General features: G+C 57.8%; 25 protein-coding genes and 2 tRNA genes. 11 read left to right on the top strand and 16 right to left on the bottom strand.

The genetic code is table 11. The features are described from left to right. Positions 1 to 14 precede the first annotated feature (14 nt). On the top strand, positions 15 to 2444 hold the full coding sequence (gene gyrB / locus HKD40_RS03165) for a DNA topoisomerase (ATP-hydrolyzing) subunit B (protein ID WP_169194276.1): 2430 nt from the start codon (positions 15 to 17) through the stop codon (positions 2442 to 2444). A gap of 177 nt (positions 2445 to 2621) precedes the next feature. Next, positions 2622 to 3644, top strand: coding sequence for an LLM class flavin-dependent oxidoreductase (locus HKD40_RS03160; RefSeq protein WP_169194275.1), 1023 nt, complete (start codon positions 2622 to 2624; stop codon positions 3642 to 3644). A gap of 60 nt (positions 3645 to 3704) precedes the next feature. Here the strand turns inward: HKD40_RS03160 and HKD40_RS03155 are convergent, their stop codons facing one another. Next, positions 3705 to 4226, bottom strand: a complete 522-nt coding sequence (locus HKD40_RS03155; RefSeq protein WP_169194274.1) for a hypothetical protein — start codon at positions 4224 to 4226, stop codon at positions 3705 to 3707. 37 nt (positions 4227 to 4263) lie between these two features. Beyond that, entirely contained in the window at positions 4264 to 5082 is an 819-nt protein-coding gene (locus tag HKD40_RS03150) for an alpha/beta hydrolase (RefSeq protein WP_169194273.1), read from the bottom strand. A 279-nt stretch (positions 5083 to 5361) separates the two neighbouring features. On the opposite strand from HKD40_RS03150, the gene HKD40_RS03145 reads away from it, so the two are divergent. Then, entirely contained in the window at positions 5362 to 8106 is a 2745-nt protein-coding gene (locus HKD40_RS03145; RefSeq protein ID WP_169194272.1) for a PBP1A family penicillin-binding protein, read from the top strand. 73 nt (positions 8107 to 8179) lie between these two features. Here the strand turns inward: HKD40_RS03145 and HKD40_RS03140 are convergent, their stop codons facing one another. The 4 genes from HKD40_RS03140 to HKD40_RS03125 form a co-directional block, all read right to left on the bottom strand. After that, entirely contained in the window at positions 8180 to 8860 is a 681-nt protein-coding gene (locus HKD40_RS03140) for a L,D-transpeptidase (protein WP_169194271.1), read from the bottom strand. Between the two features lie 58 nt (positions 8861 to 8918). Further along, positions 8919 to 9269: a hypothetical protein gene (locus tag HKD40_RS03135; RefSeq protein WP_169194270.1), complete on the bottom strand. Its 351-nt coding sequence runs from the start codon at positions 9267 to 9269 to the stop codon at positions 8919 to 8921. A 61-nt stretch (positions 9270 to 9330) separates the two neighbouring features. After that, positions 9331 to 10062, bottom strand: a complete 732-nt coding sequence (locus HKD40_RS03130; RefSeq protein WP_169194269.1) for a SprT family zinc-dependent metalloprotease — start codon at positions 10060 to 10062, stop codon at positions 9331 to 9333. A 112-nt stretch (positions 10063 to 10174) separates the two neighbouring features. Continuing rightward, the gene (locus tag HKD40_RS03125; protein WP_169194268.1) at positions 10175 to 10600 is read right to left on the bottom strand and encodes a DUF2852 domain-containing protein; all 426 of its coding nucleotides are present in this window, start codon (positions 10598 to 10600) and stop codon (positions 10175 to 10177) included. Between the two features lie 135 nt (positions 10601 to 10735). Between HKD40_RS03125 and HKD40_RS03120 the strand changes: the two genes are divergently transcribed. Continuing rightward, positions 10736 to 12049: an ActS/PrrB/RegB family redox-sensitive histidine kinase gene (locus HKD40_RS03120; RefSeq protein ID WP_169194267.1), complete on the top strand. Its 1314-nt coding sequence runs from the start codon at positions 10736 to 10738 to the stop codon at positions 12047 to 12049. A gap of 48 nt (positions 12050 to 12097) precedes the next feature. Further along, complete coding sequence (locus HKD40_RS03115) at positions 12098 to 12649, top strand: ActR/PrrA/RegA family redox response regulator transcription factor (protein ID WP_169194266.1); 552 nt, start codon at positions 12098 to 12100, stop codon at positions 12647 to 12649. A gap of 54 nt (positions 12650 to 12703) precedes the next feature. Here the strand turns inward: HKD40_RS03115 and HKD40_RS03110 are convergent, their stop codons facing one another. The 4 genes from HKD40_RS03110 to HKD40_RS03095 are packed head-to-tail and all read right to left on the bottom strand — an operon-like array spanning position 12704 to position 16138. After that, on the bottom strand, positions 12704 to 13534 hold the full coding sequence (locus HKD40_RS03110) for a metal ABC transporter permease (RefSeq protein ID WP_169194265.1): 831 nt from the start codon (positions 13532 to 13534) through the stop codon (positions 12704 to 12706). Beyond that, on the bottom strand, positions 13534 to 14385 hold the full coding sequence (locus HKD40_RS03105; protein WP_169194264.1) for a metal ABC transporter permease: 852 nt from the start codon (positions 14383 to 14385) through the stop codon (positions 13534 to 13536). Before HKD40_RS03105 ends, HKD40_RS03110 begins: the two co-directional genes overlap by 1 nt. After that, positions 14382 to 15251, bottom strand: a complete 870-nt coding sequence (locus HKD40_RS03100; RefSeq protein WP_169194263.1) for a manganese/iron ABC transporter ATP-binding protein — start codon at positions 15249 to 15251, stop codon at positions 14382 to 14384. Before HKD40_RS03100 ends, HKD40_RS03105 begins: the two co-directional genes overlap by 4 nt. Next, positions 15248 to 16138 (bottom strand): metal ABC transporter substrate-binding protein, encoded by an 891-nt coding sequence (locus HKD40_RS03095; RefSeq protein WP_169194262.1) that lies wholly within the window; start codon positions 16136 to 16138, stop codon positions 15248 to 15250. The genes HKD40_RS03100 and HKD40_RS03095 overlap by 4 nt, the downstream gene beginning before the upstream one ends. A gap of 155 nt (positions 16139 to 16293) precedes the next feature. Here HKD40_RS03095 and HKD40_RS03090 point away from each other — a divergent pair. The 5 genes from HKD40_RS03090 to HKD40_RS03070 all read left to right on the top strand — a co-directional run bounded on the left by HKD40_RS03090 (position 16294) and on the right by HKD40_RS03070 (position 19716). Continuing rightward, positions 16294 to 16368: transfer RNA gene (locus HKD40_RS03090), tRNA-Glu, on the top strand. A gap of 58 nt (positions 16369 to 16426) precedes the next feature. Next, a tRNA-Glu gene (locus HKD40_RS03085) sits at positions 16427 to 16501 on the top strand. Positions 16502 to 16699: 198 nt separating this feature from the next. Then, positions 16700 to 17905 (top strand): O-antigen ligase family protein, encoded by a 1206-nt coding sequence (locus tag HKD40_RS03080; protein WP_169194261.1) that lies wholly within the window; start codon positions 16700 to 16702, stop codon positions 17903 to 17905. Next, positions 17898 to 18776, top strand: a complete 879-nt coding sequence (locus HKD40_RS03075; RefSeq protein WP_169194260.1) for a glycosyltransferase family 8 protein — start codon at positions 17898 to 17900, stop codon at positions 18774 to 18776. Before HKD40_RS03080 ends, HKD40_RS03075 begins: the two co-directional genes overlap by 8 nt. 70 nt (positions 18777 to 18846) lie before the next feature. After that, a complete protein-coding gene (locus tag HKD40_RS03070) occupies positions 18847 to 19716 on the top strand; it encodes a glycosyltransferase family 8 protein (RefSeq protein WP_169194259.1) in 870 nt (289 codons plus the stop codon). Positions 19717 to 19719: 3 nt separating this feature from the next. Here HKD40_RS03070 and HKD40_RS03065 read toward each other — a convergent pair whose 3' ends face one another. The 5 genes from HKD40_RS03065 to HKD40_RS03045 all read right to left on the bottom strand — a co-directional run bounded on the left by HKD40_RS03065 (position 19720) and on the right by HKD40_RS03045 (position 24603). Further along, the gene (locus HKD40_RS03065; RefSeq protein ID WP_169194258.1) at positions 19720 to 20526 is read right to left on the bottom strand and encodes a hypothetical protein; all 807 of its coding nucleotides are present in this window, start codon (positions 20524 to 20526) and stop codon (positions 19720 to 19722) included. An 88-nt stretch (positions 20527 to 20614) separates the two neighbouring features. Beyond that, positions 20615 to 21505 (bottom strand): hypothetical protein, encoded by an 891-nt coding sequence (locus tag HKD40_RS03060; protein ID WP_169194257.1) that lies wholly within the window; start codon positions 21503 to 21505, stop codon positions 20615 to 20617. Further along, complete coding sequence (locus HKD40_RS03055) at positions 21502 to 22401, bottom strand: ABC transporter ATP-binding protein (protein WP_169194256.1); 900 nt, start codon at positions 22399 to 22401, stop codon at positions 21502 to 21504. Before HKD40_RS03055 ends, HKD40_RS03060 begins: the two co-directional genes overlap by 4 nt. Positions 22402 to 22521: 120 nt before the next feature. Continuing rightward, a complete protein-coding gene (locus HKD40_RS03050) occupies positions 22522 to 24174 on the bottom strand; it encodes a pilus assembly protein TadG-related protein (RefSeq protein WP_169194255.1) in 1653 nt (550 codons plus the stop codon). Further along, positions 24175 to 24603 carry a TadE/TadG family type IV pilus assembly protein gene (locus HKD40_RS03045; RefSeq protein WP_169194254.1) on the bottom strand — a complete coding sequence of 143 codons (429 nt, stop codon included), beginning with the start codon at positions 24601 to 24603 and terminating at the stop codon, positions 24175 to 24177. It abuts the gene before it with no gap. A gap of 173 nt (positions 24604 to 24776) precedes the next feature. Between HKD40_RS03045 and HKD40_RS03040 the strand changes: the two genes are divergently transcribed. After that, the gene (locus tag HKD40_RS03040; protein ID WP_169194253.1) at positions 24777 to 25571 is read left to right on the top strand and encodes a siderophore ferric iron reductase; all 795 of its coding nucleotides are present in this window, start codon (positions 24777 to 24779) and stop codon (positions 25569 to 25571) included. On the opposite strand, the gene HKD40_RS03035 is transcribed toward HKD40_RS03040, so the two are convergent. Next, positions 25568 to 26047, bottom strand: coding sequence for an SH3 domain-containing protein (locus HKD40_RS03035; protein ID WP_248305889.1), 480 nt, complete (start codon positions 26045 to 26047; stop codon positions 25568 to 25570). The two genes, HKD40_RS03040 and HKD40_RS03035, sit on opposite strands and share 4 nt — an antisense overlap. Positions 26048 to 26084: the final 37 nt, after the last annotated feature.

Below are 26084 nucleotides of genomic sequence, written 5' to 3'. Positions count from 1 at the left end.
GCGATTCGGACCTCATGAGCGATAGCGAAAACCCGACCCCGAATGAGTATGGTGCCGACAGCATTCGCGTGCTGAAAGGCCTCGACGCGGTGCGTAAACGCCCCGGCATGTACATCGGGGACACGGACGACGGTTCAGGCCTGCACCACATGGTCTATGAGGTGGTTGATAACGCCATCGACGAAGCTCTGGCCGGGCACGCCGACCTTGTGACGGTAACGCTGAACGCAGACGGTTCTTGCACCGTGACCGACAATGGTCGTGGTATTCCTGTGGGCATCCACAAGGAAGAAGGCGTTTCGGCTGCCGAAGTGATCATGACCCAGCTGCACGCTGGCGGTAAGTTCGACCAGAACTCCTACAAGGTTTCCGGTGGCTTGCACGGCGTGGGCGTGTCGGTGGTGAACGCGCTGTCAGTGTTCCTGAAGCTGCGCATTCGTCGCGATGGTCAGATCCACGAGATGAGCTTCACCCATGGCGACGCGAACGAGCCGTTGGCGGTCGTGGGCGAATATGAAGGTCGCTCGGGCACTGAAGTCACCTTCTTGCCAAGCACCGACACCTTCACCATGGTGGAGTTTGATTTCAAGACGCTGGAGCATCGCCTGCGCGAGCTCGCGTTCTTGAATTCTGGCGTTCGCATCAATTTGGCGGACAATCGTCCGTCCGAGCCGATCACCACCGAGCTTTTCTACGAAGGTGGTCTTGAGGCCTTCGTGTCCTATCTCGATAAGGGTAAGACGCCCGGCATCGACAAGCCCATCTACATGATCTCGGAAAAAGACGGGATCACAGTGGAAGTGGCGCTGCAGTGGAACGACAGCTACCACGAAAACGTGCTGTGTTTCACCAATAACATCCCCCAGCGCGATGGCGGCACCCACCTTGCAGGTCTGCGCGGTGCGCTGACCCGTCAGGTGACGGGCTATGCCGAAAGCTCTGGCATCACCAAGAAGGAAAAGGTCAATCTCACTGGTGATGACACCCGTGAAGGCTTGACCTGCGTTCTTTCGGTGAAAGTGCCAGATCCCAAGTTCTCGTCCCAGACCAAGGACAAGCTGGTTTCTTCCGAAGTTCGCCCGGTCGTTGAAAACATCGTCAACGAGAAGCTCGGCCAATGGTTTGAAGAGCACCCGGCGGAAGCCAAAGCCATCGTCATGAAGGTGGTGGAAGCGGCGTCGGCGCGTGAAGCGGCGCGCAAGGCACGCGAGTTGACCCGTCGTAAGGGCGCGCTCGAAATTTCCTCGCTCCCCGGCAAGCTTGCAGACTGCCAGGAGCGCGACCCGACAAAGTCTGAAATCTTCATCGTGGAAGGTGACTCCGCGGGTGGTTCCGCCAAGCAGGGGCGTGATCGCTCCAATCAGGCTGTGCTTCCCCTGCGTGGTAAAATCCTCAACGTCGAACGCGCACGCTTTGACCGTATGATCTCGTCTGATCAGGTCGGCACGCTGATCACGGCGCTGGGCACCGGTATTGGTCGCGAAGAGTTTGATCCTGATAAGCTGCGCTATCACAAGATCATCATCATGACCGACGCGGACGTCGACGGCGCGCATATTCGCACCCTGTTGTTGACCTTCTTCTACCGCCAGACCCCAGCTCTGCTGGAACGTGGTCATATCTATATCGCGCAGCCGCCGCTCTATAAGGCAACCCGTGGCCGTTCCGAGCTTTACCTCAAGAACGAACGCGCGCTTGAAGATTACCTGCTTGAAAATGGTATTGAAGACGCTGTCTTTAACACCCGCAACGGCTCAAGCCATGCTGGCGCTGACCTGCTTTCCATTCTGCAGCAGGCCCGTGACATCACCCACGCCATCAACAATCTCAACCTGCGCTACAACCGTAGTCTGGTTGAGCAGGCCGCAATTGTTGGCGGTTTGGATATGGAAGGGCTGACAGAACCTGCAAAGATGCAGGAGACGCTGACCCGCGTATCAAACCGTCTGGATCGCATTTCGGACGAGCTTGAGCGCGGTTGGACGGGTGCGGTCAATGACGAGGACGCCCTTGTCTTCTCGCGCACTGTTCGCGGCGTGACCGAGAACCATGCGATTGACCGGGCGCTGCTTCAGTCCGCCGATGCGCGCAAGCTGCGCCAGATGGCCGAGCGTCTCGATGATCTCTACGGCGGCGTTCCGACACTGACTCGTAAGGGCGATACCATTCCCGTCTATGGTCCCGGTTCGCTGTTTAAGGCTGTCACGGACTTTGGCCGTAAGGGCCTGTCGCTGCAGCGTTATAAAGGTCTCGGCGAGATGAACGCCGAGCAGCTATGGGAAACGACGCTCGATCCAAATGCTCGTACTCTGCTGCGCGTTCAGCTCAATGAAACGGCCGGTGAGGCCGATCAGATTTTCACTCAGTTGATGGGTGACCTGGTTGAACCTCGCCGTGAATTTATTCAGGAAAACGCACTGAACGTTTCTAACCTGGACGTGTAAGGCCGGGGATAAGTTTGACGATAAAAGCGGCTCCTTCGGGGGCCGCTTTTTTGTTTTGGGCGAGCCGAAATTGTTCAGGAAATCGAACATCACTGTTCCCTGCGCGGGGGTTATCTCGGGGGCCGACAGCGCCTAGATTGGCTGTCAATGTTGCGTCATAGCGCTGAAAGGTTTGCCATGAAAAAGATTGGCTTTTTGTCCTTTGGACATTGGAGTGCTGCACCCAATTCCCAAGCGCGGAGCGCTTCGGATGTTTTGCTGCAGTCGATTGATTTAGCTGTTGCCGCAGAAGAACTTGGCGCTGATGGCGCGTATTTCCGCGTGCACCATTTTGCCCGCCAACTGGCTTCGCCTTTCCCTCTTTTGGCGGCTATTGGCGCGAAAACCAAAAAGATCGAAATCGGCACGGCCGTTATCGATATGCGCTATGAGAACCCGCTCTATATGGCGGAGGACGCTGGCGCGGCAGATCTCATTTCGGGCGGCCGTTTGCAGCTTGGTATTAGCCGCGGCTCGCCGGAGCAGGTGATCGATGGCTATCGCTACTTCGGCTACAACCCGGAAGAGGGCAAAACAGATCAGGACATGGCGCGCCAAAACGCAGAGGTATTCTGGGAGGTGTTGAAGGGGCGCGGGTTCGCGCAGCCTAACCCACGGCCGATGTTCCCAAATCCGCCGGGCCTCCTGCGTCTCGAGCCACATTCTGAAGGTCTTCGTGACCGGATTTGGTGGGGTGCAGCGAGCGATGCGACGGCGATTTGGGCTGCGCAGCTCGGGATGAATTTGCAGTCTTCGACGCTCAAATTTGATGAGAGCGGCAAGCCCTTCCATGTCCAGCAAGCCGAACAAATTCGGGCTTATCGGGCTGCTTGGAAAGAAGCGGGACATGAGCGGGAGCCGCGTGTTTCGGTGAGCCGTTCGATCTTTGCGATCACCTCTGACGAGGACCGGGCCTACTTTGGCGCAGGTCAGCGTGAGGAAGATCAGTTCGGCTATATTGAGCCAGAAAAACGCGCTGTGTTTGGGCGCGGTTATACCGGCGCGCCGGAGCGCATTATTGAAGAGCTGCGGCAGGATGAGGCGATTGCCGAAGCCGACACCCTGCTCATCACGGTGCCGAACCAACTGGGCGTCGACTATAATGCTCACGTGATCGAGAACATTCTCAAGCACGTGGCTCCGGCGCTGGGCTGGCGCTAAGACGTGACGAGATGAAGGGGCTCCGCATATTTGTGGGGCCCTTTTTGCAGCATTGGCCCGCTATGGCATTTTATGGGCGGAGTGCTGGCATTTATTGGCCTCCCAATAGGCATCTACGCGCGAAAAAGAGCCTGAGGCCAAAAATTCCACCTGCGCAGCGAAGGCCATAGCGCGGCATTCGTCTGGTCCGGCGACGACGTGAACGAGTTCATGTAAAATGGTGAGGGTGCGTAGCCCATCTGAGCCTTGCCGCGAAAACTGCGGGCAGAGGGTTAGCGTGATTGTATCATCGCGGGGCGGGGTGGTGACAAATGCCGCAAACTTACCGCAGAGGCCGCTGGTGTCGGGTTGATCGAAAATGATGAGTTCGACGGTTTTGCCCCAATAGGGTGAGGTAAAGCGGCGGTGCTCGAGGGCGTCGCTATAGGCGCGCAGATCAATGTCGAAGGCAGCGCCGTTCAGAGCAGGCGCTGCAGAGCGAAAATAGGCTTTCGCATCATCGAGCGCGCGGCCAATAGGGTCTGCTTGCGTTGGGACAACGCAGGAGAACACGGCGAAAAGAACCGAAAGCCAAAGACGCATTTGGTTGTTCTCGCCGCAAATTGTGGCAGTGACAAGCCTAGGTTTTGAGGAAGCGGATCAGGTCTGCGACCAACTCGGTTTTGTGGGTCGCAAAGAGCCCGTGCGGGCCATCGTATTCGATCAGGGTCGCATCCTTGATCCCGGCGGCAGCGGCATGCGCGGAGGCTTCAATCGGCACTGTCTTGTCCTTGGTGCCGTGAATGATGAGGGTTGGCACTTTAAAGGCTGCAAGATCGGGCCGGAAATCGGTCGAGGCAAACGCCGCAGCGCAGGTAAGCGTTGGTTTTAGCCCTGCCTGCATGGCAACGGTCCAAGCGTGATGGACTTCTTCGTCAGAGGTGGCGTTGCCGAAGAGGCCAATCCCGAAAAAGTCCTGAAAGAAGCTGGCAAAGAACTTGGCACGATCCTCTTTCATGCCTGCGGTCATGTCGTCGAAAACCGATTGCGGCGTGCCGTTGGGATTGTCCTCGGTCTTGAGCATATAGGGAACGACGGAGGCGACTAGCGCTGCTTGGCTGATTTTAGCGCCACCGTGGCGGGACATATAGCGGGCGACTTCTCCTCCGCCCATGGAAAAGCCAACGAGGGCCACATCGTCCGCCCCGGTATGGGCAATAACGTCGGCGAGATCATCGGCCAGCGTGTCGTAATCATAGCCGTCCCAAGGCTGTTCAGATCGGCCAAATCCCCGGCGGTCATAGCTGATGGCGCGGAAGCCCGCCTCGGCGAGCGCCAGAGCGCCATCGTCCCAGCTGTCGGATGAGAGGGGCCAGCCACGAAGCAGGATCACAGGGCGTCCTGTGCCCCAATCCTTGTAAAAGAGCGCGGTGCCGTCACGGGTGTTGAGATAGGGCATATCAGCCTCCAGGGGTTTTCCTGAGAAGGGTGGTGGCCTAAAAATGTTCCAAAGGATGGGCTCGTGCGCGCCTGGATTAGCCTACAGCACTGTTTCTACACGGATCGGTGAGCCGTTAAACGCTCTACAAAGTGCCACATTTTGGGGTGATAAGGCCCAATCGCGCTGCGAAGCATTGGGGAAGGGTGCGTTCATCTTCTCCATTCGCTCGGCTGTGGTTTCCCTCAGCTTGGGAAAGAGGTAGAAGCTGCGTAATCCACTTCTGGACAGGACTGCTTGATGGACTTCCGCATTTCGGCCGATGACCGCGTTGGTGCCCCAGCCAAATCGCAGGGTAAAGCTCAAAGCCGCACCGCGCCTAAGGGGCAGCGTCAAGAGCCGTCCCTGTCTGGTGCCAGCATGGGCGAGAGCATGAGCTTCTCGGTTGATGCCGAACCGCCGCGCGTCGGCGGTGGCTCAGGGCGCGGGGGCAATGGCGGTCGTGGCGGTTCGGGTGGCGGCAAGCCCCCGAGAGGCGAAAAGCCAGCGCGTCGCGGCAAAGCGCAGCCAGCGCGTCAGAAGAAGCGTAAGAAGCGTTCAGGCGGTTTCCTGCTCGGCCTTGTGTGGTGGGGCTTTGTGGCCTGCCTATGGGGCGGCTTGGCCGTTATTGGCGTCATCGTTTATTACGGCGCGCAGCTGCCGTCGTCCGATACTTGGGCGATCCCAGAGCGTCCGCCCAATATTCGTATTCTTGCGGCAGATGGCAGCCTGATTTCAAACCGCGGTCAGACCGGTGGTGAAGCGATCACCTTCCGCGAATTGCCAAGCTATGTCCCGGCAGCGTTTATCGCTTCGGAAGACCGTCGCTTTATGAGCCATTTTGGTGTCGATCCGATCGGTCTGATGGCTGTAGCCGTGGAATCCATCCAAGCGCGCGGTGTGACCCGTGGTGCATCGACCCTGACCCAGCAGGTGGCAAAAAACCTATTCTTGACCCCAGACCAAACGCTTGGTCGTAAGGTGCAAGAAGCCATTTTGGCGGTCTGGCTTGAACAGAGCTTTACCAAGGAAGAAATTCTCGAACTCTATATGAACCGCGTCTATTTTGGCGCTGGTGCCTATGGGATCGAAGCCGCGGCACAGACCTATTTTGGTGTGTCGGCGCGCAATCTCTCGCTCGGACAGGCTGCGATGCTGGTGGGTATTCTGCCTGCGCCGTCGGCCTATAATCCCAAGACAAACCCTGAAACGGCCAAGAACCGTCAACGCCTTGTGCTCAATGCCATGGCGCAAGAGGGCTATATCTCGACCGCTGAAGCCTCGGCGGCCCAGATCAACCCTGACCAACAGGTTCGCACCGTCGTGGCCGGCGCAGAAAGCTATGTTGCGGACTGGGTTGAAAGCCTGATGACCGCCTATATTGGCGACATTTCTGGCGACGTGGTAGTGCAGACAACCATCGACTACAAGCTGCAGCGCGACGCCGAGTTTATCGTCAAGGAAGCTGTTGCCAGTGAAGGGCCAAAGCGTGGCTTTACGCAGGGCGCCTTGGTGGCCATGGATATTGATGGTTCGGTTCGCGCCATGGTGGGCGGTGTTGATTATCAGCAAAGCCAGTACAACCGCGCTGTGACGGCAAAGCGCCAACCGGGTTCGGCCTTCAAGCCATTCGTTTTCCTCGCGGCTATGGAAAAGGGTTACACGCCTGAGACTTTGGCGGAGGATGCCCAGTTTGACTACAATGGCTGGAGCCCCCGAAATGCGACTGGCAAGTATTCTGGCACGGTAACGCTGCGTCAGGGGTTGGCTTACTCGCTCAACACGATTGCAGCGCGTCTGGCGATTGACGTGACCCCTGAGAAGGTCGTGGAAGTGGCGATGCGTTTGGGCATCTCGTCCAATCTCACGGCCGTGCCTTCGATCTCGCTGGGCACGCAGGAAGTGAACCTGCTTGAGTTGACCAATGCCTATGTGCCGTTCGCTAACGGGGGTAATGGCGTTATTCCAAACGTGATCACCAAGATTTCCGATATGGAAGGCAAGGTGCTCTATGAAGCCTCTACAGCTGGTCCGGGCCGTGTGATCGATCCAACAACGCTCGCCTATATGAACGACATGATGGAAACCGCTGTTGAAGTGGGCACCGGTCGTGGAGCGAACCTTGGTGGCTGGCAGGTTGGCGGCAAGACCGGCACATCGCAGGAAAGCCGAGACGCGCTCTTTGTGGGCTATACTTCGGCCATGATCACCGGCGTGTGGTTGGGCAATGACGACAATAAGGGCACCAAGCTTTCGGGCGGCAACGTTCCGGCGACCATCTGGCGTGATTTCATGACCAAGGCGCTGGAAGGCAAATCGCCAAATCCAATTCCCGGTGGCAGCTATGCCGGCCAATTGGTGGCCCAGCAGATGATCGATCCAAACACCGGACAGGTCGCGATTGACCCCAATACCGGCATGCCGATGGTTCAATATGTCGACGGTGGCACAGGCCAGCCGGTTCAGACCGTGCAGGACCCGAACACCGGACAGATTTTTGGCGTTGATCCGAACACGGGCCAGCCGATTGAAGGTCTGCAGCCCTTGGCGAACCCGCAAGCGGGCGGCGGCATGATGCAGCCGGGCGTGGGTACAGATCCTGCATCTGGCATGCAGATTGATCCCAACACCGGTCTACCCTTGTCGAGCCAGATTGACCCGAACACCGGCATGCCTATGGGCCAGCAGGGCGTTGATCAGGGCTTCGGCCAAGCGCCGATTGATCAGGGGTTTGGGCAGGCGCCGATTGATCCGGAAACCGGGATGCCGATGACGCTGATCGTTGACCCTCAGACGGGCCAGCAGGTTTGGGTGCCAAGTGCACCAGTGTCACAGAACCAGCCGCTCCAACAGCAGCAGCCCACAACCATTTGGGGTGATCAGGTGATCCAGCAAGTGCCCAATGGTGGTCAGCAATTTGCGCCACCGGCCGATCTGGGACAGCAGCCTGTCTATCAGAACGAGAATAGCCAGCGCACGCTGATGGACATGATCTTCGGCAACTGAGGATCACACACATCATCATACAAAAGGCCCCGGACACGTGTCCGGGGCCTTTTTGTTTGCTGGCATGGGCCGACTAGATAACGACGATCTTTGAGCCCGGAATGACGCGATCATGCAGATCGATGACATCGTGGAAGAGCAAGCGCACACAGCCGCTCGATACGGCCTTGCCAATGGTGGGGACGTCCATGGTGCCGTGGATACGGTAGAGCGTGTCCTTCTGGCCCTGATGGATATAGAGCGCGCGCGCGCCAAGAGCGTTGTCGAGGCCAGGCGGCTGACCGTGACGGTACTTTTCGATTTCGGGCTGGCGCAGGATCATTTCGGCAGGCGGGGTCCACACTGGCCATTTGCGCTTGTAAGCAATGTGACCTTCGCCGGACCACTCAAAGCCAGCGCGGCCGAGGCCGACGCCATAGCGCATGGCGCGGCCGTTAGGCATGGTCCAGTAGAGAACGAAATTGGCCGTATCGACGACAACCGTATGCTGTGGCTGACCGGTGATGTTTTCGACTTCCTGACGCCAGAAGCGCGGGTCCATGAGGGACACATCGGCTGCCGGAATGGGGAATTCTTCGAGCGGCAATGGGCCGTACATCATGGCGACATCGGGCGGCACAATGGGGCGCAGTGGCTCAACGGGAGCGCTTGGGCGCGCGGTGGTGGCGCAACCGGCCAGAAGCAAAGCGCTGGTGCTGGCGAGGCCTGCCAGCAAGGTGCGGCGCGACAGCGTCGCGTCGAGAGCGATAGTCATATGAAATCCTTGGGCCCAAGGGCCGAGAGTATGTGCGGGAAGAGGGCGTGACGGCGAACTAGCCGTGCCGCGGTGGCCGCAAAATACTCAAACGCGTGCCTGCAGGGGCGGTCTCATCAACCATCAGAACATGATGGTCTTCGCCTTCGGTCTTAGGCAATTGCGGGACATCGGGCGCGATCGCGAGGTGCGAACCACAGGAGAGAACCAAGCCATTGCCAAGGTCGATATGCCCACAGGGCTGGATTTTGACCACGACGGGGATCGGGCGATTGTCCTCATCGACGTGGTTGAGAACAACAAGCGGCTGGGCGACATCGACCACATAGCGGTGCGAATGCGCCAAGACACTCCCCGCCATATTGGCGAAGGTGAACAGCATGGCGATGAGCACGAGCAGGCGTTTCATAGCTCGCTCCTAACCGAGACAATGCGGCGCAAACAAGACCGAACGCGGAAAGACGTGGTTTTTAAGGAGCTTGCCACGACATGAGTTGGCGGCCGTGTGTTTTTAGCCACGCTCGTCCGCGCTCCATATCGGGCAGGGTGCGCTCCACCGTCGCCCAGAAGGCTGGTGAGTGGTTCATCTCAACAAGATGGGCAACCTCATGGGCGGCCACATAATCGAGCACATGGGGCGGCGCTAGGATCAGCCGCCAATTGTAATTGATCGAGCCGGTTGAGGAGCACGAGCCCCAGCGGCTGGCTTGGCTGCGCAGGCGGACGCTTTCAACTTTGACCCCGAGCCGCTGGGCGTGAAAGGCACTTTGGGCCGTGAGGTCATGGAGGGCTTCGGCTTTGAGCCAATCATAGAGACGGCGCGGCAGGTGTTCGGGCGCACCAGGCACACTGATCCGCCGATCTGGAAGGACTTCGACACGCCCGCGCACTTGGCCCGAGGCGATGATCTGATAGGGGAGCCCACGTACAGGAAGCTCAACCCCGGGCGCCAAGATTTGTGGCCCAGCGCCAATGGGGAGGCGTTCGGCCAGCCAATCGGCGTGGCGATGGAGAAAGGCTTCAGCGTCCGCCCAGCGCGACTTAACCGGAATGGTCAGCAGCGGCCCAGCCGGCGGCAGCGACAGGCGAAAGCTTTTGGCGCGCGCGCTGGTTTTTACGCTCACAGTGACAACCCGCCCTGCGAACTCGACCTTGGTTTCGCTGGGAGGCTTGTTGGCACGAGCACGCAGGAACGACAGCATGGGCACTTTCAGGAGGGGTGAGTCGGTGACGCCAGTTTAGCCAAACAGAGCGGGCAAAAGGCAAAGAAAAAGCGCCCCGAAGGGCGCTAGTGGGGAGGGATGATGATGGGGCTTAGGTGTTGTCGCTATAACCCTGGCGGGAGCCGCGGTGCTCAGACATGAAGCGATCGAACTCTTCACGGTCGCGCGCCTTATGCAGGTTCGCCATATATTCCTGGAACGCACCAACTTCAGCGTCGAGACGGGCGCGCTCTTCGTCGAGGCGACGGAGCTGTTCTGCGCGGTAGTCGTCAAAAGCGGCGTTGCCCGAGCCGCCAGCGGTGAATACTGGGCCCGAGGATTTCTTGGTCATATTGCGCACGAAGTCTGTTCCCTTGTTCACATAGCGCTGTGCCTTTTCGGCAGAGCCACCAAAGTTTTCGCCCCACAAAATATAGGCCAGCATGGCCAGGCCGGCGGGGAAGAAGAAGATAAAGCCCAGCACCATCAACGTGATGGTGAGGGGCGACCATTGCGGTTTGATAATTGCTGTGCTCATGTTGTTGCACTCTCCTGTGTCACTGCACAGGAGGTGGTTCTGTTTTGGGACAGGATCAAGCGTGTGCCTACCGGTATTTTACTCTTGAAATCGCCACGGCACGTCCCTAAGCGCGGAAGCGAACGAGGACATTAGATGAGCGAATTCACGAGTGTTTCCCCATTAGCGCCAGAGCCTTGGCGCCCATTGCGGATGCAGACCCTGGTGCTGTTGCGCTGGCTCGCTGTGGCGGGTCAGACGGGGGCAGTGCTGTTTGTGCATTGGGGGCTGGGCTTCCCATTGCCCTTGTGGAGCTGCCTGGGGCTAATCGCTTTTTCGGCGCTCCTCAATATCTTGATGGTGCTGCGCTTTGGCTCGATGGGCCGGTTGACGGCCCGCGCCGCTGGTTGGCTGCTGGCCTTTGACGTCTGCCAATTGGCGGGATTGCTGGCGCTCACCGGGGGGCTAACCAATCCCTTCTGTATTCTTCTTCTCGCGCCGGTTTCGGTCGCAGCGACGACGCTTCCGGCCAAACAGGCTTTTCTCATCGCCTTCATGGTTTCGGCCTGTGCATCGGTGATTTCCATCCTCCACCTGCCCCTGCCATGGATGCCGGGTGAGGATTTGGTCTTTGATCGCATATTTGTGATCGGGATTTGGGTGTCTATCGTGTGTGGGGCGGTTTTCATCACCGCCTATACCAATCGGGTTGCTTATGACGCGCGCCAAATTGGCGATGCGCTGGCGGCGACGGAGCTGGCTTTGTCCCGTCGCGAGCAGCTTTCCGCGCTCGATGGTTTGGCGGCGGCTGCGGCCCATGAGCTTGGGACACCGCTTTCAACAATTGTTTTGGCTGCCAAAGAGATGCGTGCCGACGTCGAGCCAAAGACGCAACTGGCCGAAGATATCGAACTGATCATTGAACAGGCCGCACGCTGTCGGGCAATCTTGGCCAAGTTGCGCAATCTTGGGTCCGAACCTGCGGAGATGTTCGCAGAGGCGCCACTGCTCGAAATCCTAGATGAAGTGGCCCGTCCGCATGAAAGCCGGGGCAAGGTCATCCTCTTTTACTCAGAGGATGTTACCGGCGACATTCCGGTGTTCCCGCGCAGTGTCGGATTGCTCTACGGCCTTGGTAACCTTATTGAAAACGCTACCGACTTCGCCAAGCAAACGGTTCGGATCGAGACCAAGTGGGATGACGAAAGAATTAGCGTCAGCATTATTGACGATGGTCCCGGTTTTGCTCCAGAACTTGCCGCACGGCTCGGAGAGCCTTATCTAACCACCAGACCGCGCGACCCCGCCGGTAGCGATGCGCATAAACCCGGCGGACTTGGGCTGGGTATTTTCATCGCGAAGACGCTTCTGGAACGAACCGGGGCTCGCCTCACGTTCGATAATGCTGAACTACATGGTCATGCGCGCGTACATATCGTGTGGCAGCGGAATGGCCAGTCGTCGCGTTAGTAGCTCCGGCTTTTTGACGGAAAGGCTGCGAGCGCCTAAGGAAGAACAATGGATACGATAGAAGATCTTTTGGCAGGAGACCCGAGCTTATTGCTTGTGGATGACGATGCCGCCTTTCTGACCCGCCTCGAACGTGCCATGGCGCGCCGTGGTTTTGAAGTACGTGTTGCCAATTCGGTTGCTGAGGGCCTCGCGGCCGTCAACGAGCGCGCGCCGGCCTATGCGGTCGTGGATATGCGCCTTGAAGACGGCAATGGCCTGGAAGTGGTTTCGGCTCTGCATCAGAAGCGCGCCGATGCGCGGGCTGTTGTGCTGACCGGCTACGGCAATATCGCCACGGCTGTGACCGCTGTTAAGCTCGGCGCGACGGACTATTTGTCTAAGCCTGCCGACGCAGACGACGTGATCAACGCACTGCTGGCGACCGGCGAAGAAAAGCCAGAGCCACCGGAAAACCCAATGTCGGCCGATCGCGTCCGTTGGGAACATATCCAGCGCGTTTATGAGCTGTGTGATCGCAATGTGTCGGAAACCGCACGTCGCCTCAACATGCACCGCCGGACGCTCCAGCGCATTCTGGCCAAGCGCGCGCCGCGCTAAGCGACACGCGAACGGAAATAGACAATGGCGGGCCTTGGCCCGCCATTCTTGTTTTTAGACCGCTGCAACGCTGTCCCGGCGTGATCCGATCATGGCGACGATGAACACGACGCTCATGAGCAAGACGATTGTCGGGGCTGGAGCGCTGTCGAGAAAGAAGCTGATATAGACGCCAAGCAGGCTGCACATTGTGGCGACCACCACGGAAATGATCAGCATTGTCCCGAAGCGCTTGGTGATGAGAAATGCGATAGCGCCGGGGGCAATCAGCAGGGCGATGACGAGCACAATGCCAACGGCTTGCAACGCACCCACCACGGTGAGCGAAATCAGTGCCAGAAGGCCATAGTGCAGCACCCTCGTCCGCAGACCGATGGCACCGGCCTGCTGAGGGTCGAAGATGAAGAGCATCAAGTCGCGCCATTTCGCGCCGATGATCAGGGCGACGACCAAAGCAATGATCCCTGACTGGACGAGATCGAAGGTGCTGGTCCCCAAAATATTGCCGAAGAGAATATGGGTGAGGTGAACATCGGTCTCGATGGCGGTGAAAAGAACGATGCCGAGGCCAAAGAGGCCAGCAAAGACCACGCCCATGACCGTGTCTTCCTTTATCCGGCTGTTTTCCTTGAGAAAACCAACCGAAAGCGCGCAAACCATGCCCGCGATAAAGGCGCCGATACCCAGGGGTAGGCCCACGACATAGGCCAAAACCACGCCCGGAAGCACAGCGTGAGAGATCGCGTCACCCATGAGCGACCAGCCCTTGAGCACCAGAAAGCACGAGAGCAGTGCCGCTGGAATGGCCACCAGAACCGCGATGACCATCGCTTGAACCATGAAGGGCAGTTGGAACGGCCACAGGGCTAATTCATACCAAGCCATCAGGCGTTCTCCTCGGCTATGCGGCGGCGCGCGGCGAGATAGCCATGCTTTGGTGCGAAGACAAAGGCTGTGAGGAAGACCAGCGTTTGCAGCACAACAATGATGCCGCCCGTGGCGCCATCGAGGAAATAACTCAAATACGCGCCCAAAAAGCTCGTGAGCACGCCGAGTGTAATGGCGATGAGGATCAACCGAGGGAAGCGATCGGCAAGCAGATAGGCCGTGGCGCCGGGCGTGACGACCATGGCGATGACGAGAAACGCACCAACCGTTTGCATGGCAGCAACGGTTGCAGCGCTGAGCAGCGCAAAGAACACCAGCTTTAAAAGCGTGGTGCGAATGCCGATTGATCGCGCATGGTTTTCATCAAAGAAGGTGACCATGAGGTCTTTCCAGATGACGGCCATGACCACAAGTGTAATGGCGCAAATGACGACCAGCTGCAGCGTGTCGCTCGGGCTGATGGCCAAGATATTGCCCAGCACAATAGACTGTACGTCGACCGCGGTGGGTGAGACCGAAACCATGAACAGCCCCAAGCCGAAAAAGCTCGAAAAAATGAGCCCGATCACCGCGTCTTCGCGCAGCTTGGTGCGCTGCGTGAGAAACAGCATGGCGCCAGCGGCCAGACCTCCGGAGAGAAAGGCGCCGAGCGAGAACGGCAGGCCCAGCATATAAGCGCCAGCAACGCCGGGCACGATGGAGTGCGAAAGGGCGTCGCCAATCAGCGACCAGCCCTTGAGCATGAGATAGGCCGAGAGAAAGGCGCAGACCCCGCCGACGAGGGCGGAAACCCACATGGCATTGACCATGTAATTGTAGCCGAACGGCTCAAGCAGGACTTCGATCATTGCTTGTCGCTCGATTGCTGGTGCGTTTCATTGCCCTTCTCGCCGTAAAGAACGAGCGGGCGCTCGTCGTCCGTCAGCACCGAGAGGTGGCGCGGATCATCGTCGTCATGGAGGCCTGCGCCAGACAGAACGAAATGGCGCAAGACGCCGCCAAAAGCGACTTCGAGCTTTTCGCGGGTGAAAATTTCTGGCGTGGGGCCATAGGCGAGGACAGTGCCTTTGACCAAAACGGTGCGGTCGCAGAACTCGGGCACAGAGCCCAGATTATGGGTGGAGACAAGGATCACCTTGCCCTCGTCGCGAAGGTCGCGCAGCAGGGCAATAATGGCATCCTCGGTTTTGACATCGACGCCGGTGAAGGGTTCGTCGAGGAGGATGACTTCGCCTTCCTGTGCGAGGGCGCGGGCCAGAAACACACGCTTCTTTTGGCCGCCGGAAAGCTCGCCGATTTGCCGCTTGGCATAGGCGGTCATATCCACGCGCGCCAAAGCGGACGCGACTTTTTCACGGTCGACAGGGCGGGGTATGCGCAGCATGTTCATGTGACCAAAGCGGCCCATCATCACCACGTCTTCAACGAGCACTGGGAAATTCCAGTCAACGTCTTCGGACTGAGGCACATAGGCGACCTTGTTTTGGCGCTGGGCGTTTTTGCCATCAATGCCCAAAATCGAAATGCGGCCGGAGACCACGGGCACGAAGCCCATGATCGCCTTAAAAATGGTCGACTTGCCCGCGCCATTGACGCCAACCAAAGCGGTGATGGAGCCGCGCGGGCTAGAGAAACTGGCCTGTTTGAGCGCCGTTGTGCCGTTGCGATAGGCTACGGTGATATTGTCGACCAGAATCCCATCAGCGTCGGTCATTTCGTCAAGCCTTGTGCGATCGTTGTCGTCGTCACGCGCAGAAGGTCCAAATAGGTCGGCACTGGACCATCAGGTTCTGAGAGTGAATCGACATAGAGAACGCCGCCATAGGCTATTCCGGTCTCGCGCGCCACTTGTTCCGCAGGGCTCGAGGAAATGGTCGATTCGGAGAAGATCACCGGAATAGAATTTTCGCGGACGGCATCGATCACATCGCGCACCTGACGCGGCGAGCCTTGCTGATCGGAATTCATCGGCCAGAGATAAAGCTCTTTGAGACCAAAATCGCGCGTTAGATAAGAAAACGCACCTTCCGAGCTGACGAGCCAGCGCTTGTCTTCTGGCACGCCAGCGAGGGCTTGGCGGATGGGTTCGGCAGTGGCCGTGATCTGGGCGCTGTAGGCTTGTGCGTTGGCGGCGTAGATTTCCGCATTGGCGGGGTCCACCTCAGCGAAGGCCTTGCGAATGTTTTCGACATAAATGAGCGCGTCGGTCGGTGACATCCACGCATGGGGGTTCGGCTTGCCTTCGTAGGGGCCTTTGCCAATGCCGATAGGCGCGATGCCGTCGGTCAGCACATAGCTTGGGACATCAGGAAGATTGCCCAGGAATTGCTCGAACCATTGTTCGAGATTGAGGCCGTTCCACAAGACGACATCGGCGTCCTGCGCTGCCAAGAGGTCGCCGGGGGTTGGCTGGTAGTTGTGGATTTCCGCGCCAGGCTTGGTGATCGAGACGACATCGGCGGCGTCACCCGCAACATTTCTCGCCATATCCGCGAGAATGGTGAAGCTCGTGACGGCCTTTATGCGCTCCTGGGCAATGGCAGGCATGGAGAAGGCAGCGGTGGCGAGCAGGGTGGCGACAAGAAAACTTCGACGAAGCATGAATGTTCCTAGGAGGAGACGAATAGGTTGCAGTTGCAAATCATTTGCAAGAAGCGACTTGTATGTCAACACACGTGTGGAAAGTTTTTTGAGAATGAAAAAAGGCACTTGCTCAAAGCGGAAGGGATGGGGCATATGCGGGTCAACGAACTGATGCGCCCTTCGTCTATCGGTTAGGACGGCACCCTTTCACGGTGCAGAGAGGGGTTCGATTCCCCTAGGGCGTACCACTCGTGCTTCACGAAACACGTGAAGCGAAGGCTTATGATGATCTTTGGATCACGGTATGCGCCCTTCGTCTATCGGTTAGGACGGCACCCTTTCACGGTGCAGAGAGGGGTTCGATTCCCCTAGGGCGTACCATTTTCTAAGCCTGAGATCAGCAAATCCAACTACATTGCTGAACGCTTCATTCAAGAAATGTAGCGTGTGCGTAAGAAATTGGACGCCGCCAGTTTACCGGTTTTCACGCAGTCCCGTCTCATCTAGTTTGCGCGCGTCCGGGCATTGTTGGAGCAGGGTTTGTCTTTTCATAGTCTCACGGCACGCGTTGCCACTGTCATGGCAGTCCTTGCTTGCCTCAGCATTTTTGTAGCTTGGGCGATTGTTGGAAACTACGCTGCCTACATAGGTGCGATCTTCGTTGTCCTTGCGTTCATTCCCACCGCGTTCGGGGCGCAGTGGAAGCAAGTTATGCTTGCGCCTTGGGTTTTGGCATTCGTGAGTGCGTTTTTCCTCGTAACGCTGGCTTTCAGTCTGCAGTCCGCCCACGGGAGTACGAACTTTATTGGTGACTTTGCACTTTTCGCACTCGCACCTGTCTTTGCAGTGGCCGCGCTGCCACTGGCGAAAAAGCGTTTTACGGTGATCCATCTCGGATGGATATTTTGGTCAGGCTCGGTAGTTGCGGCTGGCTGGGCCTTGTTCCGTCAATCCCAGGGAGTTTATCGCGGCACGGCCATAGAGTTGAGCCCGATTCATTTTGCGGACCTTGCAATGATTTGTGGCTTCTTGGGGTTGGTGGTGCTGTTTGACACAGCCTCGCGTTGGCGCTGGCTTGTTCTGAGCGGCCCGGTCTTCGCAATTATTGCGGTGCTGATCGCCGAGACACGGTCTGCCGTATTGGTGGGCATTTGCCTCTCTGGGGTATGCGGCGTGTTCTTGTGGCGCGCGTGGTCGATCGAAACCTGGAAAAAACTGGTCGTATTGGCTTGCGTGCCCTTGTGCATGGTTGCGGCCTTCTATTTGGCAAGCCTGCTGGGTTTCGACAGGGCATTTCAGGTGTTCGACGCCGTGGGGAAGACGCTGACTGGAGACGAAGGCCTAGATTCTTCCTCTTATGCCCGGGTTGAAATGTACCGCGCGGCGCTGATTGCTATCGCTGATTCACCCTGGATTGGGCACGGTTGGCATGAACAGATTTCCGTAACGCTCGAGTACATGTCCGAGTATGCTCAACAGCGGTATGAATTGGAGAAATGGGGTTACATCCATAACGACTTCCTGAGCTTAACAGTATCTGCGGGCCTTGCGGGTGCATTTGCATATTTCCTTGCCCTTGCGGCTCCGTTGTTGGCCGTGCGCTGGCGCTCTGGTCGTGATGAACGCCTTGTATTCGTTGCTGTGACGGCTTCTAGCGGCATTTTTCTAAGTGGTATGACCGACGTGCTTTTCATGGTTGAGATCCCAAAGATCTTTTTGGTCATGACTGCGGCAGTGCTGTTTGTGTTGAGCGCCTCGAACCGGACATCAATCGCCCATGACTGACGTGATTCATATTGGCCTTTCATTCGACGATAATTTTTGGGCGCCGGCCTATGCGACGATGCGGTCAATCTGTATCTCGACGCAGCGACGGAAAGATTTGGTTTTTCATCTGCTCCATTTCCCACTCAGCGATGAGCACCGTGCGGACTTGGAAAAGATCACCTCTGAATATGGCGCCAAGCTCAACTTCTATCCACTGGAGAGCCAACCAGATTTTCTGGCTCTGGTTCAGAACTTGCCCACCAGTGCGCGATGGCCTGCCATCGTTTATGCGCGTCTCGCGCTGACAAAGCTGCTGCCAGCGGATATCAGCCGGGTCATATATCTTGATACTGACGTTCTCGTCCGCTGGCCGATCGAGAAGTTGTATGAGACGGATCTGGCCGGCGCTGACTTAGGCGCCGTGAAGGAGGCTTTGTCTCCTTTCATTCCTTTGCGTGCTGACATGCGCCAAAACGCTGATATCTTTGACGGGGCTGAGCCTTACTTTAATTCTGGGGTTCTGCTGATTGACCTGGATGCTTGGCGCAGAATTGACTTTCCTGCGGAGATCGCCGCGCTAGCCTCGAGCGGCGTACTGTCTCGCCTCTATTTTGATCAGGATATGCTCAACCTGATCTTCCGTGGTCGCTGGGCACAGCTTGAATGGCGCTGGAACACGATCGACGCTCACCCGGCACACGAGGCCCTCGATCCGGCAATTTTGCATTTCACTTACGCGACGAAGCCTTGGGCACTGCGAGCGGGCATTATGCGCTCGACGGCTTATGCGCGTTGGTATCGCCACGTCATGACCAATGAGCTTTTCTATCGTTTCGCGCGCCATCGCTGGAAGCGTTGGTGGCTAAAGCGATTGGGTATTGGGCGTTAAGGCGCAGTTGACAGCGGAATACCTATTGGTGAACAGCCATAGGCAAGCGCAAAAGCGGATGGAATGAACGATGGCTATGCACATTGCCCTGACATTTGACGAGAATTTCTGGGCCCCAGCCTTCGCAACCATGCGGTCGGTTTGTTTATTTACACAGACACCTGAAGAGCTGGTTTTTCACCTCTGCCACCGTACGCTGAGCCCGAGCCATAAGGCCGACCTTGAGGCAATACGAAAAGAGTTTGCCGTCGAGCTGCGCTGGTATGATCTCGATCAATCCGACCTTTTCCGAGACATTGCGACCCGCATGCCGGAAAACAAGCGTCTCTCCAACATCGTCTATGCTCGATTGATGATCGATAAGCTCGTTGGCCCTGACGTCGAGCGCATTCTGTATCTCGATTGCGATATGATGGTACGCGATGACGTATGCTACCTTTTTGATCTCGATCTAGAGGGTAATTCCATCGCTGCAGTACGCGATACCGCGGGTGCACTGATCACCGGCGGTCGCGATCTCTTGGGCAATCGCGACATTTTTAATCCGGCGGATTACTACTTCAACGCGGGCATGGTCCTGATCGACATTACCAAATGGCGTGAGGCGGACATTCTTGCTCGGATGGAAGAGGCTTACGCGACAGGGGTTATGCAGCGCATCTACTACGACCAGGATTTGCTCAACCTCATTTTTAAGGGCAAGTGGCATCGCCTCAATTGGCGTTGGAACCTTATTGACGCGCGCGTGGTCCACGAAAGCTTCGACCCTGCCATTGTTCACTACACGGGCGATATGAAGCCGTGGGGCACGCTTGCGGGTCTATTCCGCACTGTCGCCTTTGCCCGCCTCTATCGCCATGTCATGACCAATGAGCTGTTTTATCGCTTTGCCAAGCACCGTTGGAAGCGGTGGTGGAAGAAGACGCTGCGGATTGGCTGAGATCTAGACGCTCGTGGGGTCGAAGTTTTCGGCCGCGCAAAGCTGAGCCAGGGCGCTTCCCGCTTCAGGCAGGGGCATGTCGCCGCGACCGCGGTTGGTCAGCTGGCTGCGCCAGATATGAATGCCCAAGGTTTCCGCTGTTACTGACGATGCGAGGCTCGACCCGGCTTTGATCAGCTCGGGAATGCCTTCATAGGGCACGGGATAGAAAGTTGCGGCAGAGCGTACCTGATCCTTAAAGCCATGCTTTTGGACGTAATAGGTCAGGGCCATCGGGCCGGTCGCGCCATACTGCATGTGCTCAGGGGTGACCCGATCGCCTAAAAGGCGGCGAATGGCCACTTCGTAGCGGCGCAGGGGCGGCAGGTGTGGCTCCAAGAGTGGGCGCTTTTCCTGCGTAAAGATGGTCATCAGATCGGCCAGCAGCGGCGCGTCGGCAGGGATGTGCAACACCGCGCCATTGATCGAGCCCGGGCGCTCCCAAGCGAAGAGATAGTCTGGCGGCCCCTCTATGGCGCGGACGCAATAGATGTCGAGATCTGAATAGATGCCGAGGCCCGCTTTGAGAGCGGCGTAGCGGAAATGATCGGAGAAGACGCCCGGCGTGCCGCGGCCTTTGTAAAACACCAGCTTTTCTTGCGGCAGGACTTCATTGGCGTCACGCCACACCGCGCCTTCGGGCAGGTTCTCGATCCGCTCATAGGAATAGACCGAAACCGGATGGCCGCGGCGGCGGAAGGAGATGATGGAGAGGTGCTCCAGCCAGCTGAGCGGGCCATGCCAAAAACTGACGATCGTGGGCAGGTTCATAGCGCCTCAGCAAATTTGTTTGCCGCGCTCTAGCATGTTTGATGGAGCGGTTGAACCGGGCAGATGGTCTCCGCCCGGTGATGCTGGTTTAGTTCGCTGCGGAGCGTCGGCGATACTCGGACGCCGCCACCATGAGAACGATGGCAACAACGACACCAATGCCCGCTTGCACCCAATCATAGGTGGAGAGGAAGTGGGTGGTGAATTCACCCGTGTTCCAATTGGATGCGCCATCTAGCACCGAGCCGACATAGTCGGTGTCGATAGGCAATTGCGAGCGCGCGTTGAGGAACTCCCAAGTGCGGGTCGCAAAGGGATGGGGCCCGCCCAAGGCGACCCACTCAACCGATGAGATGAGGGCCGGCACAAAGAACGACAGAGGGATCGCCCAGCGTCCCACAGCGGTGGCCATAGACCCAACGAGAGCCATATAGGGCAGATACCAAAGGAGGCCCGCTGCGACGACGGCAAGGAAGAGGAGGCTCATCTGGCCAAAACTGCCGACAATCGCGCTCAGCAATTCCCCAGAGCCCAAGCCTGCGGCCATGCTGGCGACATAGGCGACGCCGTAGAGCAGCGCGAGGCTGATGAGCGCGACCGCAAAAACCGTACCGGGCAAGAGCGTGATGGCTGCGGTCAGCTTGGACATCAAAACCTTGAAGTCCGATACCGGCATGGACTTCCAAAACAACATGGCATTGTTGCGCTTGTCGGCCGCAAAGCCATCAGCGCAATAGAAGAACAGCACGAAGGCGAGGTACAGCAGCCAAGCGCCAGCCAGGCCCGCATAGCTGGCTTCAAACACCCAAGTGGGCACGACCGTGGCCAATTGGCCAGTTGTGGTAAAGTCGACGCGATTAACGCCAAAGGCAAAAAGCGCGAGTGCCAAAACAACGGCAACGAGCCCGAGCGGGGCGTAGAAGAACGCGCCCTTGTGTTCGAGAAACTCGCGGCGGATGAGGGCTACAAAACTCTTCATTTTGCGCCTCCCACACTGGTGGTGGGTCGTTCCATCATGGCAACGAAGAGATCGGAAATGGTTGGGGCGGACAGTCGGCCATAGGGTTCAAGACGATCGGCACCGATGCCATCAAAAATCATGACAGTCTGGCCAAAGCGGGTTTCCTCATACACAGGATTGAGCGCGCGGGCGGCGTCTTGATGGGCAGGATCGCTGAGCACCAGTTGGGCGAAACGGGTTGAGACCGCATCCATGGGCGCATCCAAAATAATGGAGCCGTCGCGGATAAAAATGAGGTCGGTGAGCATGAATTCGATCTCATCCACCTGATGGGTGGTGATGATCAACGTGCGTTCGCCGGTCATATAGTCTTCCAGCAGGCGCTTGTAGAACCGCTTGCGGTAGGTGATGTCGAGGCCAAGGGTTGGTTCATCGAGCACCAAGAGCTTGGCATCAATCGCCATAACGACAGCTAGGTGGAGCTGCGCCAGCATGCCCTTTGAGAGGGCTTTGATTTTTGCGTCCGGTTTGACATCCGTGCCCTCAAGAAAGCTCTTGGCCTTCTCAACGCTGAATTTGGGGTGGATGTCGCTGAGCATGGTGAAGAGCTCGCGCACGCGCAAGAAGCGCGGCAGGCTCGCCACATCGGAAATAAAGGCAACGTCTTGCATCAGACGTGCGCGATGGGCGAAGGGGTCCTGACCCAGAACTGTCATCTTGCCCTGATAGCTGGTCAGGCCCAGCATGGCGTTGAGCGTCGTGGTCTTGCCCGCGCCATTGTGCCCGATCAAGCCATAGATACGGCCCGGCGGGATGTCGAAATCTAGACCGTGCAGAATTTCTCGCCCACCGAAGGATTTCTTCAGGCCGCGTGCCGACACGATTGGCACAGGGGCGACGCTCGTCGTTGTCATCAAGAATTGTCTTTCGGCTCAGAGCTGCGCCATGCAGCGGTCCAGTTATGTATCGAACGCGACACCATCGTCATGTGATGAAGGGGCGATGGCTGTAGAGGATGAGGAAAGCCTAGGCGTTTAGAGGATCAGGGTTGGGGCGGCACACCGCACGCCGAGCACTTTGACATCTGCTTCACCCAGTTTGACACCGAGCAAAGATAAAAGCCCATCGATGGTCATGTCCAGTGTCGGGGCTAGGGGCATGATAAGCGTTCTCACAAGGCCAGTTACAACGTCTACAACCCCCAAGAGCGGGAGTTGATCCACACGCAATTCTAAGCCCGTCAGAATGGCTGTGCCCAGTGAGCCGACGATGGTGCTGGTCTTGGCTGATTTAATCGTGCCATTGGCAATCTCGGAGGACGAAAAACTCAGCGGTATGGACTTGGTTTGGCCTACGGCTAGATCGATCCTTCCACTGACACTCAGCAGCAAAACGTCGATCATCTTTGTCCACTTCGCCACGGGCTTTTGGGTGAGGTCCAATATCTGGCTTTGCGGCAGGTCAGACATGCCAACATGGGCGATGCCGGGTGTCACATTGAGCACAGCGGCACCATTGGGGGCGGCGGAGCTGGGGCAGGAGAGCGAGGTCAATTGGGCTTCGGCATAAGCGACGTCGATCCAAAGCGGCAGACTAACGGTGGCCCCTAAAAGGCCCAAGCCCCCCAAAAGCTCGGCTTTGAGGTAGAGTCGGATTTGCGCTGTGCGCGCAATGGTCGAGGCGGGGCCGAATTGAAACCACGGCACTGTGTTGGGTGGGTCTCCAACGGCCAAGGCGAGATGCAGTGAGGCAAGACCGGGAACGCCGGCATTGAGCCCGAGGTCGATCATGCGCGCGCCATTGCTCACCGAGGCAGCGGCCCCCAGTAGCTCCATCGCGGACAGTTGCAGCCCCGCCACGCCGCGCGCATCGCCCAATGCCATATTGGCCATGCGCCCGACAGAGATGAGTTTGTTTAAAGGCACAGTGCTGCCGTCCTCGCCAGAAGCGCGAGGCTGTTTGTTCAGAACATCTAACGCCGATTTGGTGAGGCCATTGGCGGTCTGCGTCAGCGCTCGGGACAATTGCCCGGCGGTCGCGTTCATTTTTAGGAGGTCGGAATAGGTGCCGACATCGGCGTCCATCTCTTGGGCGAGCTGATCAAGGAAGTTCAGGAGTTCTATGCGCGCGCCGATCAGCGAATTGTAGTCGGCAACTTTGAGCGACACATTGGTGCCGAGCAGTGCGCCGAGCAGCGCGTTGGCAAGGCCATCATTAAGGCTCGCCAGTCGGGAGCCGACATAGAACGAGGCTTCAGGAATGCGCGTCGCGGCTCCGGAAACTTTTAGCTCCGGGGGCGCAATCAGGCTCTGACCGAAGAAGAGCGTCCCCTTTTTCGCAAAGGAGACATCGACAGCATTATAGGGCTGAGTGTCAGCAACGAAGCGTTTGGCGGGGTCGGTGATGGTGGTGTCATAGCGCCCGAGAGTGACGGTCAGCCCCGCCGTGGAGCCGGGTGCCAGCTGGCCGGAGTCGACGAGGGTCTGGTGCGCGAGAAACTGCGCTTTGGAGACGTCGGAGGCCGCAGCGATTGCGGCCAGATCGACCGCCGATTGCATCTGGCGACGCTCATAATAAAGCGACCCGGCATCGACCACTAAGGTGGAGGCCAAGAGCCCTAGGGTAATGGCGACAGCAAACATAATGCCCATGTTTGCCGAAGTGTCGCGCCAAAACCGGGACAGCATTTAGATGCCGCCGTTACGAATGGTCGCTTGATGCTCGATTATTTTGCTCGGCAAGGGGAGCGGAACGTAGAGGTTCCAGATCGGTAGATCGGAAGCGTCATAGGTCAGGGTGACGGCAAACTGGTTGGCGTCCTTGCGGGTGATCTCAAAATCATGCGCGATTGTGGAGGTGTTCAGAAGGATATAGGCCCCAGCATTTTTGATCAAAAAGCGCTCAACCAGATTGCGCCGCTCGGTATCGTTGATCCCTGCAATTGAGGTGCGTGCCGCGTCGGCTGCCAATTGTTGCAGGCTCAGCGATGCGCCGAAGTAAATTCCGTAGGCGAGCATGCCAGTGAGCAGTAGTAAAAACACCGGCGTGAGGATGGCGAACTCAACCGCCGCCGCGCCATCAGAGTTTCTACGTAGTTTTGCATAGGCTCTAAACACGCATGCCTCCGCAGCTAACACCCTAAAAACATTAGGTTGATCCGCTCACGCTACTGAACCGTTAAAGCAAACGTCCAAATACTATTGGGATTTCTACGTATTAAAATTCGCGCACAACGTGCCTTTCCAAGGCCACCATCAAAGGCTAGGTAGAGCCAACAGGAGAGTCTGACTTGACGCGCAACTTTCTTTTTGCCCCCTCCGCCGATGATATTGCGCTGACGCGCTTTATCTCGACCGCTGATACCGTCTCGGGATTTTTAAAAGGCGCACCGGGTGGCCCTTTACCGAATTGGTATCAGATGGGCGGCAATAACGTAGATTTCCTCCAGCATATGAACGCGCAATTGGCGCTTTCGTTCCCGAACGCCGGACAGCCCTTCTACGCGGTGCGGCTTTGGACCAATGTCATGTGGCAACCCGCCTATCTCGCTGTGCTGGGCGCTCATGTGGTGGGCTCGGTGCCCAATATGGCTCTGCTGTCGCAGGCGCGCCAAAACAACGACATCAATGGCTATCGCTTGGTGCCAGCGCCACAATTCTCGGGTGGTCTTGAAGAAATGATCGAGCACGCCGGGCGACAGCTGCGCGGCTTAGCCGATGTCGCCTTGGCTGAGATCAATACGGTCACCAAGCTTAAGCGCGTGCCCGCGCTGCGCCTCTTGGCCGATCGCATGCTCTCCCTGATGATCCGGCTCGGCGACTATCGGCCCGAAACCAACATTGCCGAGCAGTATCGCTATTGCGCGTTATGGTTTGAGGCCATGGGGCTCAAGGGCCAGGGCGGGCTGGAAACGCTCGATCTGGCTGACGGGCGGCAGGTGGTGATTACCGCCCGCAAGGGCTGCTGCCTTGATTATCTCGCCTTCCCAGACGCCTATTGTGCCTCTTGCCCCAAACAGGACGACGCCTTGCGCCTAAAGCGGCAGCGCGACGATGCGGTGGCAGAGCTTGATGCGCGGGATTAGTCGAAGACTTCGTTGGGATAAACGCCCCAAAGTTCTTCCTGCTTGACCCAACCATTATAGCTGGCGCGTTCGCCGGGATGGCCGGCCGACACCTGACACCATTGCCCATCACACTCACTGACCGAGACGCGCACGCCCGCCTTGAGGTGAGCGCGCGGAGCCGATTCGGCTGAGCGATTGGCGCGCATCAGCACGTCGCCATTGGCAAGCAGAGGCTGCGCGTAGCCCGCACGATTGCCGGACAAAAGGTTCTGGTGAATCCAGCCCTCTTCGCCATCGGCATCGCGGATTTTACGCCAAGTGTCGAACTCTTGGATGATCTCGACCGGAACGCCCGATACCAGATAGTTCCACGCGACTTCGTATTTGGTGCCGGGGCCAACGCGCACGTTGATCGGGTTGGAGCGCGTGGTGACGAAACGGGGCAGTGGTAGACCGCTCGGATTGTCCTGCGCCAAGCTTGGGACAGGGGACAATACGGGGACTGCACACAGCGATAGGACGGTAAAAAGA

The organism is Devosia sp. MC1541 (assembly GCF_012847305.1).
GTDB lineage: Bacteria > Pseudomonadota > Alphaproteobacteria > Rhizobiales > Devosiaceae > Devosia.
The sequence above is the reverse complement of the archived record's forward strand: the minus strand, read 5'-3'. Positions and strand labels throughout refer to the sequence as shown.

What these genes read in the sequence shown, in the direction of transcription:
- gyrB (WP_169194276.1), top strand. Translation starts at nt 15, where the DNA reads ATGAGCGATAGCGAAAACCCGACCCCGAATGAGTATGGTGCCGACAGC.
- HKD40_RS03160 (WP_169194275.1), top strand. Translation starts at nt 2,622, where the DNA reads ATGAAAAAGATTGGCTTTTTGTCCTTTGGACATTGGAGTGCTGCACCC.
- HKD40_RS03155 (WP_169194274.1), bottom strand. Translation starts at nt 4,226, where the DNA reads ATGCGTCTTTGGCTTTCGGTTCTTTTCGCCGTGTTCTCCTGCGTTGTC.
- HKD40_RS03150 (WP_169194273.1), bottom strand. Translation starts at nt 5,082, where the DNA reads ATGCCCTATCTCAACACCCGTGACGGCACCGCGCTCTTTTACAAGGAT.
- HKD40_RS03145 (WP_169194272.1), top strand. Translation starts at nt 5,362, where the DNA reads ATGGACTTCCGCATTTCGGCCGATGACCGCGTTGGTGCCCCAGCCAAA.
- HKD40_RS03140 (WP_169194271.1), bottom strand. Translation starts at nt 8,860, where the DNA reads ATGACTATCGCTCTCGACGCGACGCTGTCGCGCCGCACCTTGCTGGCA.
- HKD40_RS03135 (WP_169194270.1), bottom strand. Translation starts at nt 9,269, where the DNA reads ATGAAACGCCTGCTCGTGCTCATCGCCATGCTGTTCACCTTCGCCAAT.
- HKD40_RS03130 (WP_169194269.1), bottom strand. Translation starts at nt 10,062, where the DNA reads ATGCTGTCGTTCCTGCGTGCTCGTGCCAACAAGCCTCCCAGCGAAACC.
- HKD40_RS03125 (WP_169194268.1), bottom strand. Translation starts at nt 10,600, where the DNA reads ATGAGCACAGCAATTATCAAACCGCAATGGTCGCCCCTCACCATCACG.
- HKD40_RS03120 (WP_169194267.1), top strand. Translation starts at nt 10,736, where the DNA reads ATGAGCGAATTCACGAGTGTTTCCCCATTAGCGCCAGAGCCTTGGCGC.
- HKD40_RS03115 (WP_169194266.1), top strand. Translation starts at nt 12,098, where the DNA reads ATGGATACGATAGAAGATCTTTTGGCAGGAGACCCGAGCTTATTGCTT.
- HKD40_RS03110 (WP_169194265.1), bottom strand. Translation starts at nt 13,534, where the DNA reads ATGGCTTGGTATGAATTAGCCCTGTGGCCGTTCCAACTGCCCTTCATG.
- HKD40_RS03105 (WP_169194264.1), bottom strand. Translation starts at nt 14,385, where the DNA reads ATGATCGAAGTCCTGCTTGAGCCGTTCGGCTACAATTACATGGTCAAT.
- HKD40_RS03100 (WP_169194263.1), bottom strand. Translation starts at nt 15,251, where the DNA reads ATGACCGACGCTGATGGGATTCTGGTCGACAATATCACCGTAGCCTAT.
- HKD40_RS03095 (WP_169194262.1), bottom strand. Translation starts at nt 16,138, where the DNA reads ATGCTTCGTCGAAGTTTTCTTGTCGCCACCCTGCTCGCCACCGCTGCC.
- HKD40_RS03080 (WP_169194261.1), top strand. Translation starts at nt 16,700, where the DNA reads ATGGCAGTCCTTGCTTGCCTCAGCATTTTTGTAGCTTGGGCGATTGTT.
- HKD40_RS03075 (WP_169194260.1), top strand. Translation starts at nt 17,898, where the DNA reads ATGACTGACGTGATTCATATTGGCCTTTCATTCGACGATAATTTTTGG.
- HKD40_RS03070 (WP_169194259.1), top strand. Translation starts at nt 18,847, where the DNA reads ATGGCTATGCACATTGCCCTGACATTTGACGAGAATTTCTGGGCCCCA.
- HKD40_RS03065 (WP_169194258.1), bottom strand. Translation starts at nt 20,526, where the DNA reads ATGAACCTGCCCACGATCGTCAGTTTTTGGCATGGCCCGCTCAGCTGG.
- HKD40_RS03060 (WP_169194257.1), bottom strand. Translation starts at nt 21,505, where the DNA reads ATGAAGAGTTTTGTAGCCCTCATCCGCCGCGAGTTTCTCGAACACAAG.
- HKD40_RS03055 (WP_169194256.1), bottom strand. Translation starts at nt 22,401, where the DNA reads ATGACAACGACGAGCGTCGCCCCTGTGCCAATCGTGTCGGCACGCGGC.
- HKD40_RS03050 (WP_169194255.1), bottom strand. Translation starts at nt 24,174, where the DNA reads ATGCTGTCCCGGTTTTGGCGCGACACTTCGGCAAACATGGGCATTATG.